14 protein-coding genes are annotated in these 15,034 nt (G+C 70.6%); 9 read left to right on the forward strand and 5 right to left on the reverse strand.

The window, feature by feature from the left end; translation table 11 throughout:
- Positions 1 to 2: 2 nt before the first annotated feature.
- Together FHU39_RS03660 and FHU39_RS03665 are read right to left on the reverse strand one after the other, a co-directional pair.
- Positions 3 to 1,700 carry a GNAT family N-acetyltransferase gene (locus FHU39_RS03660; protein WP_183319066.1) on the reverse strand — a complete coding sequence of 566 codons (1,698 nt, stop codon included), beginning with the start codon at positions 1,698 to 1,700 and terminating at the stop codon, positions 3 to 5.
- Complete coding sequence (locus FHU39_RS03665) at positions 1,697 to 3,391, reverse strand: GNAT family N-acetyltransferase (RefSeq protein ID WP_183319067.1); 1,695 nt, start codon at positions 3,389 to 3,391, stop codon at positions 1,697 to 1,699. Before FHU39_RS03665 ends, FHU39_RS03660 begins: the two co-directional genes overlap by 4 nt.
- Positions 3,392 to 3,458: 67 nt before the next feature.
- On the opposite strand from FHU39_RS03665, the gene FHU39_RS03670 reads away from it, so the two are divergent.
- The 4 genes from FHU39_RS03670 to secA all read left to right on the forward strand — a co-directional run bounded on the left by FHU39_RS03670 (position 3,459) and on the right by secA (position 9,693).
- Positions 3,459 to 5,123, forward strand: a complete 1,665-nt coding sequence (locus FHU39_RS03670) for an ABC transporter transmembrane domain-containing protein (protein WP_183319070.1) — start codon at positions 3,459 to 3,461, stop codon at positions 5,121 to 5,123.
- The gene (locus tag FHU39_RS03675; RefSeq protein WP_221185116.1) at positions 5,120 to 6,385 is read left to right on the forward strand and encodes an ABC transporter transmembrane domain-containing protein; all 1,266 of its coding nucleotides are present in this window, start codon (positions 5,120 to 5,122) and stop codon (positions 6,383 to 6,385) included. The genes FHU39_RS03670 and FHU39_RS03675 overlap by 4 nt, the downstream gene beginning before the upstream one ends.
- 3 nt (positions 6,386 to 6,388) lie before the next feature.
- Entirely contained in the window at positions 6,389 to 6,727 is a 339-nt protein-coding gene (locus tag FHU39_RS23760; RefSeq protein ID WP_221185117.1) for a hypothetical protein, read from the forward strand.
- A 236-nt stretch (positions 6,728 to 6,963) separates the two neighbouring features.
- Entirely contained in the window at positions 6,964 to 9,693 is a 2,730-nt protein-coding gene (secA, locus tag FHU39_RS03680; protein ID WP_183319072.1) for a preprotein translocase subunit SecA, read from the forward strand.
- Positions 9,694 to 9,836: 143 nt separating this feature from the next.
- Here the strand turns inward: secA and FHU39_RS03685 are convergent, their stop codons facing one another.
- A complete protein-coding gene (locus FHU39_RS03685) occupies positions 9,837 to 10,379 on the reverse strand; it encodes an Rv3235 family protein (RefSeq protein ID WP_183319074.1) in 543 nt (180 codons plus the stop codon).
- On the reverse strand, positions 10,376 to 11,203 hold the full coding sequence (locus FHU39_RS03690; RefSeq protein WP_183319076.1) for a LysM peptidoglycan-binding domain-containing protein: 828 nt from the start codon (positions 11,201 to 11,203) through the stop codon (positions 10,376 to 10,378). Before FHU39_RS03690 ends, FHU39_RS03685 begins: the two co-directional genes overlap by 4 nt.
- A gap of 136 nt (positions 11,204 to 11,339) precedes the next feature.
- Here FHU39_RS03690 and FHU39_RS03695 point away from each other — a divergent pair, with 136 nt between their 5' ends.
- The 3 genes from FHU39_RS03695 to FHU39_RS03705 are packed head-to-tail and all read left to right on the forward strand — an operon-like array spanning position 11,340 to position 12,588.
- The gene (locus FHU39_RS03695; RefSeq protein WP_183319078.1) at positions 11,340 to 11,882 is read left to right on the forward strand and encodes a hypothetical protein; all 543 of its coding nucleotides are present in this window, start codon (positions 11,340 to 11,342) and stop codon (positions 11,880 to 11,882) included.
- A gap of 35 nt (positions 11,883 to 11,917) precedes the next feature.
- Positions 11,918 to 12,181, forward strand: coding sequence for a hypothetical protein (locus FHU39_RS03700; RefSeq protein WP_183319080.1), 264 nt, complete (start codon positions 11,918 to 11,920; stop codon positions 12,179 to 12,181).
- The gene (locus FHU39_RS03705; protein WP_183319082.1) at positions 12,178 to 12,588 is read left to right on the forward strand and encodes a PIN domain-containing protein; all 411 of its coding nucleotides are present in this window, start codon (positions 12,178 to 12,180) and stop codon (positions 12,586 to 12,588) included. The genes FHU39_RS03700 and FHU39_RS03705 overlap by 4 nt, the downstream gene beginning before the upstream one ends.
- A gap of 5 nt (positions 12,589 to 12,593) precedes the next feature.
- Here the strand turns inward: FHU39_RS03705 and FHU39_RS03710 are convergent, their stop codons facing one another.
- Positions 12,594 to 12,812: a helix-turn-helix domain-containing protein gene (locus FHU39_RS03710; RefSeq protein ID WP_183319084.1), complete on the reverse strand. Its 219-nt coding sequence runs from the start codon at positions 12,810 to 12,812 to the stop codon at positions 12,594 to 12,596.
- A gap of 172 nt (positions 12,813 to 12,984) precedes the next feature.
- Here FHU39_RS03710 and FHU39_RS03715 point away from each other — a divergent pair, with 172 nt between their 5' ends.
- A complete protein-coding gene (locus tag FHU39_RS03715; protein WP_183319086.1) occupies positions 12,985 to 13,668 on the forward strand; it encodes a CpaB family protein in 684 nt (227 codons plus the stop codon).
- Positions 13,668 to 15,014 (forward strand): CpaE/TadZ family protein, encoded by a 1,347-nt coding sequence (locus tag FHU39_RS03720; RefSeq protein ID WP_183319088.1) that lies wholly within the window; start codon positions 13,668 to 13,670, stop codon positions 15,012 to 15,014. The genes FHU39_RS03715 and FHU39_RS03720 overlap by 1 nt, the downstream gene beginning before the upstream one ends.
- Positions 15,015 to 15,034 lie beyond the last annotated feature (20 nt).

Below are 15,034 nucleotides of genomic sequence, written 5' to 3' on the forward strand. Positions count from 1 at the left end.
ACTCAACCGGCCTGCGGGGCGAGGCACTCGTAGAGCAGCAGGTCCACCACGGACCCGTCGCCGAGCACCTCCGCCGCGTGCGCCGTGCCGTACTGCACGAATCCCGCACCGAGCGCCGCCCGCTGGGACGGGTGGTTGCCGTCGGCCACACCGAGGTGCAGGCGCCGCAGGCCGAGACCCCCGGTGGCCGGTGACATGAAGGCGTAGTTGCGCACGGTGTCCAGGGCGGCACGCGTCAGGCCGCGCCCCCGCGCCTCGGTGGCCAGCCAGTAGCCGACCTCGGCGTTGCCCTCGGTGAAGTTCTGCAACCCGATGACGCCGTGGAAGTCGTCGCTTCCCGCGGGACAGATCACCCACCAGCTGCCGTGCGAGGCAAGGTCGACGTGCCGCTTGCGGGCGACGTACGACGCTGCCCGCCCGGCCAGGTCGTCGCTCGGTGTCGACAACCAGTGCCGGACCTGCGGATCGGCGAACGTCGCGGCGATCGACTCGGCGTCGGCACGACGCAACGGCCGCAGGCGAATCGCCGGGAAGTCGAGCACCGGTGGGTCGACCGCACGTTGTGCCTCGCGGTCGTCGCTCGCCAGCAGTTCGAAGTAGGCGCCGTCGGTGATGCGCCCGTCCGCGGCGGTGTAGGCCTGCCGGTCCTCGCCCCACTTGCGGAACCCCGCGCCGCGCAGCGCGGACTGCGACGCGACGTTGTCCAGGTCGGTCTCGGCGTACAGCCTCGTCAGCCCGAGCCCGCCCCGCTGCTGCGCCGAGAACGAATGGGAGACAACCGCTTCGACCGCCGCGGACAACAGGCCACGCCCTCTGCCGGCGGGCAGCAGCCAGTACCCGACCTCGGCGGAGGTCGCCGTCCCCTCGCCGATGTTGAAGACCGTGATGCTCCCGAGCGGGGCGTCCGTCTCCGTGTCGGCGATGCACCAGGGCACCGCGGTCGCTTCGTCCACCAAGTACCGCTGCCGCTCCAGCCAGCCGGCGTAGGACGCCTTGGTGAGTTGGGAGGGGGCGGGCAGATACTGCCGGGCCAACTCGTCCGGTTCGTCGGGGAGCAGGTCGGCGTCGTCGTCGCGCCAGGCCCGGAGCCGGATCCCGTCCAGCTCGATCGTGGGCACATGGAGGGGTGAGATTCGTTGACTGTCAACGTCATCCGTCGCGAGCAATTCCCAGTTGAGTGCGTCCGACGATGGCCCGCCGGGGTGCGCGAGCACGGATCGCTCGATGCCCCACATGCGGAATCCGGCGCGACGCAGCACGCGTGCTGACGCGAGGTTGGCGGCGTTGGTGCCGGCCTGCAGCCGGTGCAGACCCAGACCGCCCGCGGCGCGGGGCGCGAAGGCGTGCTGCCGCACCGCCTCGACCGTCTCCGCCATCACGCCGCGCCCGCGGGCGTGCGGGTAGAGCCAGTAGCCGAGCTCGCCGCTGCCGCGGGTGAATTCCTGGTCCAGGCGTGCCAATCTGACGTAACCGAGTGGCTCGTCGGACCCGGCGTCGGCGATGCACCAATAGAGGGCCGCCCCGGACTCCATGCACTCCCGTCGGTCACGCAGCCACTGGTCATAGGTGCCCGGCGTCGGTTGCATCCTCGTCGCCATCAGGCGGCTCGCCTCGTCCGGTTCCTGCACAAAGCGCGCGTCGTCGTCCCGCCACGGACGCAGCCGAAGCGACTGTGTCTCCAGCACTTTCGGCACCGTCACGGAGTCTCCTCGCCGCGGTGCTCGGTGGCCAGGAGCTCGAAGTACGCCGTGTCGGTCGTGCTGCCGTCGTAGGCCGTGAACGAGCCGTGGTCCTGTCCGTACTGCCGGAAACCGGCTGCTGCCAGCGTCAGCATCGAAGGGTGGTTGCCGTCCACGGTCGCTGCGTCGAGCCGCAGCAGGTCCAGTCCAACGGGTGAGAATGCGTGTTCGACAACGGCTTTCAGTGCCTCGCCGGCAACACCGCGACCGCGTGACTCGTCATACAGCCAGTAGCCGACGGTACCGCTGCGCAAGGGGCCGCCAAGACCGCGGATGCTGATCGAGCCGAGCGGCCGGTCGGTCTCCCGGTCGGCGATGCACCACCGCACGGAGTTGCCCTTGAGGTCGTCGCGGCGCTCGCGGGCGAGCCAGCTGCGGTAGGACGCGGCGGGCGGCCGTGGCTCGATGCCCATGAACGCGGCGGCCTGTGCATCGGGCCGGGGCTCGGTGTCCGGCGCGTCGTGTTCGCCCCAGGCTCGCAGGACGAGCCGCTGGGTGCGCAGCTGCGGCAGGGGTATGGCGACGCGTCGCTGTGCCTCCCGGTCGTCGGTGGCCAGCAGCTCGAACTCGGTCTCGTCGCTCACGGATCCGTCGTCGTAGGCGGGCAGACCCGTGATCGTGCCGATGGCCCGGAAGCCGCCGCTGCGCAGCACCCGTTGGGACGGGAGGTTCTCGATGTCGACGTTCGCGCCGAGACGTCGCAGGCCGAGGCCGCCGTCACCGGCCGGGGCGAAGGCATGGGCGACCACCAGGTCCAGCGCGTCCGCGAGATGTCCCTGGCCGCGGGCGGACGGCTGCAACCAGTACGCGACCATCGCGCTGCCGCGCACCATTGACAGGTTCATCCGGAAGAGCTGAATGCCGCCCAGGGCGCGATCGGTGGCCGCGTCGGCGATGCACCAGACGATCGCCTCGCCACCCGCCATCCGCTCGCGGCGCCCGATCAGCCACTCATCGAAATCGTCTGCCGCCGGGGCGGATCCGAGCATGAAGCGGGTGAGCCCCTCGTCGAGCGGTTCGTCCGGCGCATCGGCAGCGGTCCAGGGTCGCAACCGGATCCGGCCGCTGCGCAGGGTAGCCGGCTCCCGCCACGGCAGTTGCGGTTCACGGGGTTCGCCGGCGTGCAGGTGGCCAAACCAGGTGCCGGTCGCCCCGCCGTCGGGGCCGTGATGGGTCGCGGGCCACATGCCGTCGAGCGTGAAGCCGAGCGCCCACGCCACCCGGCGGGAGGCCCAGTTGCCGCGGGCTGCCCGCCATACCAACGTCCGCAGACCGAGGGTGTCGAAGGCATGGGCGACCAGTAGCCGGCCGGCCGCGGTGACCACCCCTTTGCCGCGCATGTCGGGATGGGCGCTGTAGCCGATCTCCGAGGTGCGGGGCGCGCGCGGGTGCAGACTGATGGAGCCGGCCCAGCGCCCGTCCACCTCGATCGCCCACGCGCCCTCGTGCGTCCCGGACTCCCACGTGTCGCGCACCTTGCCGAAGAACTCGTGCGCCTGCTCCATGCCGTACGGCGACGGGAGCGGCACGCCCGCCCTCGACCGCGGGTCGTTCGCGAACTCCACGATCCGGGGCAGGTCGGACTCGCGGTGCGCACGCACGGTCACCACACCATCGGTGAGCACGGGGACGTCGTCGGGGAAGACCGCCATGCGTGGCAGCAAACCATGTCGCGGCCGCCGCTCGCGATCCAGTTACCGTAAGTTAGGCTCACCTAACATGTCATTGACGTCGCTCGGACTGCTCCGCCGGAGCCTGCACCGGCACCGCGGTCGGCTGGCCGCCAGCACGGCGCTGCTGACCGTCTGGCAGGCCTGCGAGACCTCCGTCCCGGTGTTCATCGGGCTGGTCGTGGACCACGCGGTCGTCACGGGTGAGTTCGACGCACTGGTCTGGTGGCTGGCGGGATTCGGCGCGCTGTTCCTCTGTCTGTCGTTGTGCTACCGCTTCGGCTCGCGTCTCGGATTCGCGGTCGGCCAGGACGAGATGCACCAGTTGCGTCTGGAGATCACGCACCGTGTGTTGTCCGACCGGGGAGTCCGCACCGATCTGTCGGCGGGGGAGGTGCTGTCGCTCGCGACCTCCGACACCGAGCGGGTCGGGGCCGGCGCCCGCGTCATCGCCACCGGAGTCGCCGCGCTGGGAGCGGTGGTGCTCGCGTGCGTCCTGCTGCTGCGGATCGACGTCCTGCTCGGCGTGGTGACGGTGGTCGGCTCGGTGGTCGTGCTGCTCGCCATCCGGGCCCTGTCACCGCGGATCTCGGCACACTCGGGAGCCCAGCAGGAGACGATCGCACGCGCCTCCGGTATGGCGACCGACTTCGTCCGGGGCCTGCGTCCCCTGAAGGGCATCGGCGGGGAGGCCGTCGCTCTCGCGACCTACCGGTCTGCTTCGCGTGCCGCCCAGGACTCCGGCATCCGCACGGCCCGCTCGCTCGGTGAACTGCGCGGTGCCAGCACCGCACTGTCCGGTGTCTACCTCGCGGTCGTCGCCGGGCTCTCCGGGGCGCTGGCGGCGCACGGCGACATCACCCTCGGCGACCTGATCGCCGTGGTCGGCATCGCGCAGTTCCTGGCGGAGCCGCTCGGGTCGCTCGGCGCGATCAGCGCGACGGCGGCGTCCGCGCACGCCTCCGCCGGGCGGATCGCGCGGTTCCTGCAGGCTCCGCCGTTGACGGCCGACGGTCCGATGGGCCTCGGCGGTTCGTCGCAGGACGCACCGGCACTGCGGATCGGGCCGGCCACCGGCGACGAGGTGTGCGTCGAGCCCGGCTCCTTCGCCGCCTTCGTCATCCCCGAGCCGGTCGTCGCGGACGGGCTGCTGAGTTCGCTGGGCGGCGACGACGAGACGTGGACCGTCGCGCTGGACGGAACCCCGCTCGGGGACGTCCGCCTGCCGGAGGTGCGCCGGCGATTGCTGGTCGCTCCCCACCACGCGGCGGTCTTCGCGGGGTCCATTCGCAGCAACATCGGCGCGCCGGACGGCACGACCGATGCAGCGCTCGCTGCGTCCGCAGCGGACGAGCTGGTGGACCTGTTCGAGGAAGGTCTCGACCATCCGACCGACTCCGGTGGCGGTGCCCTGTCGGGCGGTCAGCGCCAGCGCATCGCGCTGGCGCGGGCGCTCGCCGCCGACCGTCCGCTGTTGATCCTGCAGGACCCGACGACCGCGGTCGACGCGGTCACCGAGCAGCGGATCGCCAACGGCATCAGACAATTTCGTCACGGTGACAGTTCGCGCCGGGCAACGGTCGTCATCACCAGTTCGCCGGCCCTGCTGGCCACCGCGGACCGGGTCTTCTTCTTCGCTACCGACACCGTGGTCGCGGGCACGCACGCGGACCTGCTGGCGCGAGACGACTACCAGCAGGCGGTGATCCGGTGAGATCGCAGTTGCTGCCGACCGCGACGGCCAGGGACACCGGCAGCTTCGCCTGGTCGTTGGTCCGGGACCGGCGCCTGCCGCTGGCGGTGACCGTTCTCGCCTTCGTCGGGGCAGGACTTGCCGGTCTGGTGCCGCCGTGGCTGATCGGGAGGCTGGTCGACGCCGTCCGGGCCGGCACCGGAGAGCACGCAGCGGTCGTGGCCGCGGTCGGCACCGGGATCTCCGCCGTGATCGGCGGACTGCTGACCTGGGTGGCGATGTCGGCACTGGCGAGCTTCTCCGAGCCTGCGCTGGCCGCGACCCGGGAAGAAGTGTTCGAGCAGGCGCTCGCGCTGGACGCGTCCCGGGTCGAGGAGGCGGGCGCGGGCGATCTGCTCTCCCGGGTGGGCGACGACGTGCAGTCGGTGTCGGAGGCGCTGGTCGACGTGGTGCCGGTGCTGGCGCAATCGGCCGTCGCCGTCGTGCTGACCGTCGTCGGCCTGGTCGCGATCGACTGGCGGCTGGCCCTCGCCGGCCTGGTGACGGCGCCGTTCTACTACGCCTCCCTGCGGTGGTACCTGCGGCATTCGAGTGCGTTCTACGCGGAGCAGCGGATCGCGCAGGGTGAGCGCGCCCAGGCCGTGCTGGACGGCGTGCAGGAGTCGCGGACGATCCGCGCCTTCGGCTGGTCGGCGGCGCACCTGTCCCTGATCGACACCGCATCGGACCGGGCGCGCCGGATCAGCCTGGACGTCTTCGGGATGCTCACCCGCTTCTTCGGGCGCAACAACCGCGCCGAGTACATCGGCCTGGCGTGCATCCTCGGCGCCGGGTTCGCGCTGGTGCGTTCCGACCTCACCACGGTCGGTGCCGTCACGGCCGCCGCACTGCTCTTCCACCGGCTGTTCAACCCGATCGGTGCACTGCTCGGACTCTTCGACGACCTGCAGGCCGGCGTGGCCGCGCTCGCCCGGCTGGCAGGGGTGGCGCTGCTGCCACGTCCTGCCGCCGACCCGGCCGGCGCGGCGCCGGCCGCCGGTGACCTGCGATTGGCGGGCGTCACCTTCCGGTACGACGCCACGGCCGCACCGGCCGTGGTCGACGTCGACCTGACGATCCCCGCGGGCCGGCGGGTGGCGGTCGTCGGCCGGACCGGGGCCGGGAAGACCACCCTCGGCGCACTGGCGGCCGGCGTGCTGCGTCCGACCGGCGGCTGCGTGTCGATCGGCGACGGCCCGCTGCCCGAGCAGCGGTTGCGCGAGGAGGTCGTGATCGTCAGCTAGGAGGTGCACGTCTTCGCCGCGACCGTGCGGGAGAACCTGCTGCTGGCCGACGGCGCCGCCGACGACGAGCGGCTGCACGACGCGCTCGAGCAGGTCGGTGCTGCGGGATGGGTCGGGGCGCTGCCCGCCGGGCTGGACACCCGCGTCGGCGACGGCGCGCACCCGCTGACCGCCGCCCAGGCACAGCAACTGGCCCTGGCCAGGGTGCAGCTCCGCGACCCGCGCGTCGTCGTCCTCGACAGGCGACGGCCGAGGCCGGCTCGCAGGGTGCGCGGGTGCTGGAGGCCGCGGCCGAGGCCGTCACCCGGGGCCGCACCGCGCTGGTCGTCGCGCACCGGTTGACCCAGTCGGCGCGGGCCGACCAGGTCCTCGTCATGGACGGTGGCCGCGTCGTCGAGTCCGGCACCCACGACGAACTGGTGGCCGCCGGCGCGAGCTACGCGCGGCTGTGGCGTGCCTGGTCGACACCACCGTCCTAGGCGCCGGGAACCCAGCACACCCTCCCGACCATTAGCATGGGTGAGTCTGTCTACAAGTCGAGGCGGCCGATCCGGGCCGTCCATCTACGGGGAGAGTCTGTGCCCAAGGTTGTCGAGAAGGTCCTGCGTGCCGGCGAGGGCCGCACCCTCAAGAAGCTGCAGGCCTACGCAGCACAGGTCAATCTGCTGGAGGAGGACTTCGCCGGGCTGACCGACGCGGAGCTGCGGGAGGAGACCGGCAAGTTCAAGAAGCGGCTCGCCGACGGCGAATCCCTCGACGACCTGCTGCCCGAGGCGTTCGCTGCGGTCCGGGAGGCGAGCAAGCGCACGATCGGCAAGCGGCACTTCGACGTGCAGCTGGCCGGTGGGGCGGCGCTGCACTTCGGCAACGTCGCCGAGATGCGCACCGGTGAGGGCAAGACGCTCGTCGCGACGCTGCCGTCATACCTCAACGCCCTGGAGGGCAAGGGCGTCCACGTCATCACGACCAACGACTACCTGGCCGAGACGCAGGCCGAGCAGATGGGCCGCGTGCACCGCGCGCTCGGGCTGGAGACCGGCTGCATCCTGTCCTCGATGACCCCGGACGAGCGCCGGGTCGAATACAACAAGGACATCACCTACGGCACCAACAACGAGTTCGGCTTCGACTACCTGCGCGACAACATGGCGTGGTCCGACGAGGAGCTGGTGCAGCGCGGCCACCACTACGCGATCGTCGACGAGGTCGACTCGATCCTGATCGACGAGGCGCGCACCCCGCTGATCATCAGCGGGCCGGCCGATGAGGCGACCCGTTGGTATGTCGAGTTCGCCAAGATCGTGCAGCACCTGAAGCGCTCGCCGAAGAAGGAGAACTCCCTGCCCGGCGACGGCGACTACGAGGTCGACGAGAAGAAGAAGACCGTCGGCCTGCTCGAATCGGGCATCGAGATCGTCGAGGACCTGCTCGGCATCGACAACCTCTACCAGGCGGAGAACACCCCGCTGATCGGTTACCTCAACAACGCCATCAAGGCCAAGGAGCTGTTCAAGAACGACAAGGACTACGTCGTGATGAACGGCGAGATCCTCATCGTCGACGAGCACACCGGCCGCATGCTGCCCGGCCGCCGGTACAACGAGGGCATGCACCAGGCGATCGAGGCCAAGGAAGGCGTCGAGATCCAGAACGAGAACCAGACGCTCGCCACGGTCACCCTGCAGAACTACTTCCGCATGTACGAGAAGCTCTCGGGTATGACGGGCACCGCCCAGACCGAGGCCGCCGAGCTCTACCAGATCTACAAGCTCGGCGTGGTGACGATCCCGACCAACATGCCGATGATCCGCGCGGACCAGCCGGACCTGATCTACCGGACCGAGAAGGCCAAGTTCAAGGCCGTCGTCGACGACATCGTCGGCCGGCACAAGGAGGGCCAGCCGGTGCTGGTCGGCACGACCAGCGTGGAGAAGAGCGAATACCTCTCCGAACAGTTGCGCCGCAAGGGGATCCCGCACGAGGTGCTCAACGCCAAGCACAACGAGAGCGAGGCCGCGATCGTCGCGCAGGCCGGTCGCAAGGGCGCCGTCACCGTGTCGACCAACATGGCCGGCCGCGGCACCGACATCATGCTCGGCGGCAACCCGGAGTTCATCGCCATGGCGGCGCTGAAGCGCAAGGGCCTGTCGCCGGAGGAGACCCCGGAGGACTACGAGGCCGCCTGGGACGAGGCGCTGGAGAAGGCCGAGAAGGCCGTCGCCAAGCAGCACGACGAGGTCGTCGAGCTCGGCGGTCTCTACGTGCTGGGCACCGAGCGGCACGAGTCGCGCCGCATCGACAACCAGCTGCGCGGTCGTGCCGGTCGCCAGGGCGACCCGGGCGAGAGCCGCTTCTACCTGTCGCTGCAGGACGACCTGATGCGGCTGTTCAACGCTGCGATGGTCGACCGGTTCATGCAGACGGCCAAGATCGAGGACGAGGTCCCGATCGAGTCCAAGATGGTCAGTCGCTCCATCCAGAGCGCGCAGAGCCAGGTGGAGAGCCAGAACTTCGAGATCCGCAAGAACGTCCTGAAGTACGACGACGTGCTCAACCGGCAGCGCGAGGTCATCTACAGCGAGCGGCGCAAGGTCCTGGAGGGTGCCGACCTGGAGGAGCAGGTGCGGCACTTCATCAACGACACCGTCGATGCGTATGTCGAGGGCGCCACGGCCGAGGGCTTCTCCGACGACTGGGACCTGGAGACGCTGTGGGAGGCGCTGCGCGGTCTCTACCCGGTGTCGATCGGTCTGGACGAGATCGAGGAGGAGGTCGGCGGCCGGGCCGGTCTGCAGGCCGACCTGCTGGCCGAGGAGCTGCGCTCGGACGCCCAGCACGCCTACGACGCCCGCGAGACGGAGCTCGGTGACCGGGTCGCCCGCGAGGTGGAGCGACGTGTCGTGCTCACCGTCCTGGACCGCAAGTGGCGCGAGCACCTCTACGAGATGGACTACCTCAAGGAGGGCATCCACCTGCGGCAGTACGCCCAGAAGGACCCGCTGGTCGAATACCAGCACGAGGGCTTCGCGCTCTTCAGCGCGATGAACGAGGCGATCAAGGAGGAGTCGGTCCAGCACCTCTTCCACGTCGAGGTCAACCCGGAGGAGATCGCCGCCTCCCTGCCGCAGCCCAAGGAGAAGATGACCTTCCTGGCGCCCGGCGAGGACGGCCAGGCGACCGCCCACGAGGTCGACGACGCCGGCCGGGTGGTCGGTGACGACGATTCCGACCTGCCGCGCGCCCAGCGTCGCGCCAAGAAGAAGGCGAAGAAGAAGGCCGGCCGCGAGAAGGCCAAGTCCAAGAGCTGACCCTTCCCCGGGTCGCCCAATGCACCGACAGGCCCACACAATCCCGAAAGGCTCAGAAATTCAGGCATCTTCCGGGTCCCTGACCCGGCGTTTCGTGAGCCTGTCGGTTGTATGTGGGCCTGTCGGTGGAGTGGGTATGGCGCTCAGCCCAGCTCCATGGCGGTGATCATCCACCGGCCGTCGACGCCGACCAGCCGGAGTGCCATCGCGCGGACGCGGCCGTCGTGTTGGATGACGACGCTTGCCTCGACCACGCCGTCGTCCGGCGCGCACACGTGGACCTTGCGCACGAGGGACCGGTGCATCGGCCGCGCCCCGCGGCGTTTGGCGATGACCGCTCGCGCGTTGATCCGCTCGTAGACCAGCGGACTGACCCAGCGGCTGATCTGGGAGGTGGACCGGACCCCGGTCATGCATTCGAGCAGCGCGCCGGCCAGTCGCTGCACCCAGGCGCGCGGCTCCGGAAGAACATGCGCAGCGGTGGCCTGGGGGCCGAACTGCGGGTCGACCTGGTCGGAGTTGACCAGCACTCGAAGCATCGGCTGGGAGTAGCCGCGTCGCCGCCGATGACGCGAGGCCGCCACGAGGTCGTCGTAGAGGACATCGACGGCGCTCTCGTCGAGCGCGGGCGGCAGCCAACCGGACGCGGGGCGCAGCTGCAACGGCTGGGCCGGGGAGATGCTCATCGGGGGCCGCTCCCTTCCAGCGCGTGGTCGGGGGACCGCAGGCGGGTGCCGATGCACAGCAGGTCCGGGTCGTCGCCGATGACGTGCCGGTTGGCGGCATACCACCGCGGCCATTCGGCCGCGATCGCCTGCGCATCGGCGTGCGGACCGAGGTGCGCGGCCGCGATCGACCAGAGCGTGTCGCCGCGATGGACCACCACCTCGCCTGAGTCGTCTGCTACAGGTTTGCCCGTGACTAGCGGTGCGCACTCGCGAGCGAGTTGATCGGTCCGCGCCGGTCTGCGCGGCACCCATCCGGGGAGGGGGACATCCTGCATGCACGAATCCGATGTTTCTGCAGCGTGTTTCGCATTGCCGACGGCATCGACCCGGGCGAGCGCAACGGTCCGGCTGGTGGCTGTGCCGGCCACGGTCGCCGTGGTCGAGGACGTCGCCGCGAACGCGGGTGCCGTCGCCGACAGCGACGAAACCGCAGTGATCGCGAGCAGGATGCCGGCCAGTCGACCCACCAGCCCACCGGGTGCAGACCATTGGTCGTCGCCCGGCGAGCCCGCTCTGCTGCCACCGTCGGTGCACCGCATCGAGCACGTCGCCATCGCGATCAGTAGGGCCGCCCACAGCAGGGCGAGCACGAGGGCGGCCCACAGCAGGACCGGCACCGCGTCGAGGGTGTGCAGCGTGCTGCGCTGCTCCAAGCGGTGCAGCCGCGCGACGAGGCCGTGCCAGGCGGCACCTGCACCGATCACCGTCACCACCGTTCCGAACGCACCCGCGGCCATTGCTCGTGCGCGGTGACTCCGATCGGTGGGTCTCCCGTTCCGCATCTTCGGCTCCCTCCTGTGATGACGAGTCAGCCGCCGCGTAGAAAAATGCATCAAACGACATCAACTGACATTAAATGCACTTAAACACATAAATCCGGCATTGTCCACGGCTGGTCGTTGCGGCTACGGTTGCGCCGTGCGGTGGCAGGACTTGTTCGCGGACCTGGAGGCGCAGCTCCTTGCCGAGCAACGACGTGAGTTGCAGGCGGAGGTCGCCGACCGCACCCGGCGCGAGCGCGCCGAGGTCACGGTCCTGGACCGTGCCGTGCGATCACTCGGCCGTGTGGTGACGGTCGTGACGGCAGCCGGGCCGGTGCGTGGGGTGCTGGAGGACGTCGGCAACGACTGGCTGCTGGTGCAGGAGCACGGCCGTCACGCGGCGCTGGTGCCACTGTCCGGGGTCACCGCGATGGTCGGGCTGGCGACGCGCAGCGACGACGATCGCGGCATGGGCAGACGCTTCGGGATCGGCGTCGCCCTCCGGGCGATCGCGCGTGATCGGGCCCCGGTCGCCGTGCACGATGTGGCGGGCGGGCTGGCCACCGGCACGATCGACAGGGTCGGCGCCGATCACCTGGATCTGGCCGAGCACCCCGCCGACACGATGCGCCGGGACGCCGCGCTCACCGGGCACCGGGTGGTCCCGTTCGCGGCTATCGGCATCGTGCGCCGGGCTTAGACCCGTGTAGCACGACTTCAGTGCTACGCTGAAGTATGGCGAACCTGACGATCACCGTCGACTCGGAGACGCTGAAGCGCGCGCGCATCCGCGCCCTCGAACGGGGTGAGTCGGTCAACCAGTACCTCGCGGAGCGGCTGCGCGAATATGCCTCGTCCGGCGAGGAACACGAGCGCAAGGTACGGGCCGCGGAACGGTTTGTCGCGTTGTCGCGGGAGGTCGCCGGTAGCAGCCACGGCGAATCCTGGAGCCGTGCGGACCTCTACGCTGATCGTCTCGGTACGGATGCACCCCGGTGACGGTCTTTTTCGACACGAACCTGCTCGCCTACCAGTTCGACGACGCCGAGCCGACACGTCAAGCACGGGCGAGGCAGGTCTTCCTCGAGTCGGCATCCGAGGCGGTGGTGAGCACCCAGGTGTTGCTCGAACTGCACGCCGTGCTCACCCGGAAGCTCGGGCGAAGCCGGGCACAGGCGCGGCAGGTGCTGGACGCGCTGGAACTCGACGTCGTCCCGGCGGACGCGTCCCTCGTACGGCGTGCGGCGCGGACCGCCGATGAGCACGCGCTGTCGATATTCGATGCCATGGTTCTCGAGGCTGCGGTGCTCGCCGGATGCAGCGAGTTGTGGACCGAGGACCTCTCCCACGGGAGTTCGCTGCGAGGCGTCCGGGTCGTGAACCCGTTCCGCGCCGACGGCCAGTAGCGCCCTCAGGCCTCGTCGTCGCCGAAGTCACCCGCGGCGACGCGGGCCTTCGCATCGGCATACTGCCGCTGGATGTAGGCCTCCAGCTCGGTCAGCTCGATCCGCCAGGACTTGCCGACCTTGATGGCCGGCAGCTCACCACTCGTCACCAGGCCGTACGCCTGACGGGAGGAGATGCTGAGTGTCTCGGCCACGTCGGTGATGGACACGAATCGTGCTGGCACGGGTGGCGCCCTCCTGGTGGATCGCAGCTGGCAATGCCTCATTGTGTCGCATCCGTCCCACATCGCCGCAGATCGCCTGTGGACAAACACCCCACGAGCACGCACGAAGTCTCTACAGTGCGTGAGCACGGGACCAAGGGGCCGCAGACGTGCGGGCGGAGGGGAGCGCAGCATGGAGAGTCGACGCCCGGCGGAGAACGAGCTGCCGAAACCGGCGGCCCGTCGGCTCCAGCGCCCCTCCTGGCGTGACAGCCGTCTGGTTGCCGGGGTCCTGCTCGTGCTCCTGGCAACGATCGGTGGAGCGGCCGCGATGCGGCACTACGACAATTCGATCGAGGTGCTGCAGGCATCCCACGCGCTGGTCCCCGGACAGGGGATCAAGGCCTCGGACGTGCATGCCGTCAAGGTGCGCATCGACCAGGCCGGCGCAACCTACTTCAGCGCCGACGATCCGCTGCCGAAGGGCGAGGTGCTTCGCGAGGTCCGGCAGGGCGAACTCGTTCCCCGTTCAGCGGTCGGTGACGGCCGGTCGGTCCACGTGAAGGCCGTTGCGATCCCTGTCGATTCGGCCCAGTCCGCCACCCTCGTGAAGGGATCGGTCGTGGACATCTGGGTCTCCCGCAAGAAGAGCGGCGATGCCGGTCAGGTGTCGTATGACGAGCCGACCCGCGTCCTGGAGCGCGCAGTGGTCGCTCGTGTCCCGAGCGGCGGCAGCGGCTTCACCGTGGCATCCGACAGTGGTGCCGTGCACGTGCTGGTGCCGGACGCGAACATCCCCGAGGTGCTGGGCGCCATCCACCAGGGTGCGAAGGTCGACCTGGTGCCCGCCGCCGGGTCGCCGCTGAAGGGCGACTGATGGCCATCACGGTGGTGACGGCGATCGGTGCGGCACACGAGGCGCCCGTCGCCGCGGCTCTCGGTCAGGCAGCCGGTGTGCGGCTGACCCGCCGCTGTGCCGACGTCGCCGATCTGCTGGCCGTGTGCGCCGCGGGTCGCGCGGACATCGCCGTGATGTCACCGGACTTCCCGGGTCTGGACCGCAGCGCCGTCGCCGCAATGCGCCGTTCCGGCACCGGCCTCATCGGTGTCCATCGGCCGGGCGCGGCGGAGGAGCAGCAGGTCCTCAGCCAGTGGGGCGTGACGGCACAGCTCGCGATCGACGCCACTCCCGCGGAGTTCGGCGCAGCCGCGCTCGCAGTGGCCGGGAGCGCGCCCGGTGCCGTGCCCGCCGCCGACGGCGACGAGCCGCCGTCCGATGCAGCCGCCGCCTCCCTGGACGACGAGCTCGCGGTGCTGACCGGCGACGGCTCGCCATACGTTCCGCGCAACCCGTTCCTCGACCCCGGCCCGGACCCGGCAGCCGCGCCCGCCCCCGCACCGGTCGTGGTCGTCTGGGGCCCGGGCGGTGCCCCCGGACGCACCACGCTGGCGGTCAACCTCGCGGCCGAGTCGGCACGGCTCGGTGTGCCGACCGTCCTGGTCGACGCCGACACCCACGCGGCCTGCGTCGCCCAGCATCTGGCGCTGCTCGACGAGGCACCCGGGGTCGCGGCGGCGACCCGACTGGCCGACGCCGGCCACCTGGACCTTCGTTCGCTCGCGGCGGCCGCACCGGAGGTTTCTCCCGGGCTCCGCGTCCTGACTGGGCTGCCGCGCGCCGACCGGTGGCCGGAGATCCGCGACGACGCGCTGACCGCGGTCCTCGAGCAGTGCCGGCAGCTGGCCCGGCTCGTGGTGGTCGACGTGGCGGCTCCGCTGGAGGACGACGAGGAGCTCAGCTATGACACGGCCGCACCGCGCCGTAACGCCGCGACACTGGCCGCGCTGGACGTTGCGACCACGGTGCTGGCGGTCGGGTCGGCGGACCCCGTCGGGCTGCAGCGGCTGGTGCGCGGCCTGGACGACCTGCGTGCGGTGGTCCCTGAGCCGCCGCTCGTGGTGGCCAACCGGGTGCGGGCGTCGGCGGTCGGAAGTGACCCGGAACACCGGGTCGCCGAGGCACTGCAACGGTTCGCCGCGGTGCGCGTGGTGCGCATGATCCCGGACGACCGAGCGGCCTGCGACGGCGCGCTCCTCGCGGGCAAGGTGCTGGCCGAGCATGCGACCGGTTCGGCGGCGCGCAAGGCGATCGTCGCGCTCGCCACCGAGCTGACCGGGGTCACGGCGACCAGTCGCCGCAGCTGGTTCGCCGGCCGGAAGTGAGTGCGTGGGAACATGACGTC

Source organism: Flexivirga oryzae (assembly GCF_014190805.1).
Taxonomy (GTDB): domain Bacteria; phylum Actinomycetota; class Actinomycetes; order Actinomycetales; family Dermatophilaceae; genus Flexivirga; species Flexivirga oryzae.

Excerpts from the sequence above, each read along its gene's own strand:
- FHU39_RS03685 (WP_183319074.1), bottom strand. The coding sequence starts at position 10,379 with ATGAGCATCTCCCCGGCCCAGCCGTTGCAGCTGCGCCCCGCGTCCGGT.
- FHU39_RS03715 (WP_183319086.1), top strand. The coding sequence starts at position 12,985 with ATGGAGAGTCGACGCCCGGCGGAGAACGAGCTGCCGAAACCGGCGGCC.
- FHU39_RS03720 (WP_183319088.1), top strand. The coding sequence starts at position 13,668 with ATGGCCATCACGGTGGTGACGGCGATCGGTGCGGCACACGAGGCGCCC.
- FHU39_RS03665 (WP_183319067.1), bottom strand. The coding sequence starts at position 3,391 with ATGGCGGTCTTCCCCGACGACGTCCCCGTGCTCACCGATGGTGTGGTG.
- FHU39_RS03700 (WP_183319080.1), top strand. The coding sequence starts at position 11,918 with ATGGCGAACCTGACGATCACCGTCGACTCGGAGACGCTGAAGCGCGCG.
- FHU39_RS03670 (WP_183319070.1), top strand. The coding sequence starts at position 3,459 with ATGTCATTGACGTCGCTCGGACTGCTCCGCCGGAGCCTGCACCGGCAC.
- FHU39_RS03690 (WP_183319076.1), bottom strand. The coding sequence starts at position 11,203 with ATGCGGAACGGGAGACCCACCGATCGGAGTCACCGCGCACGAGCAATG.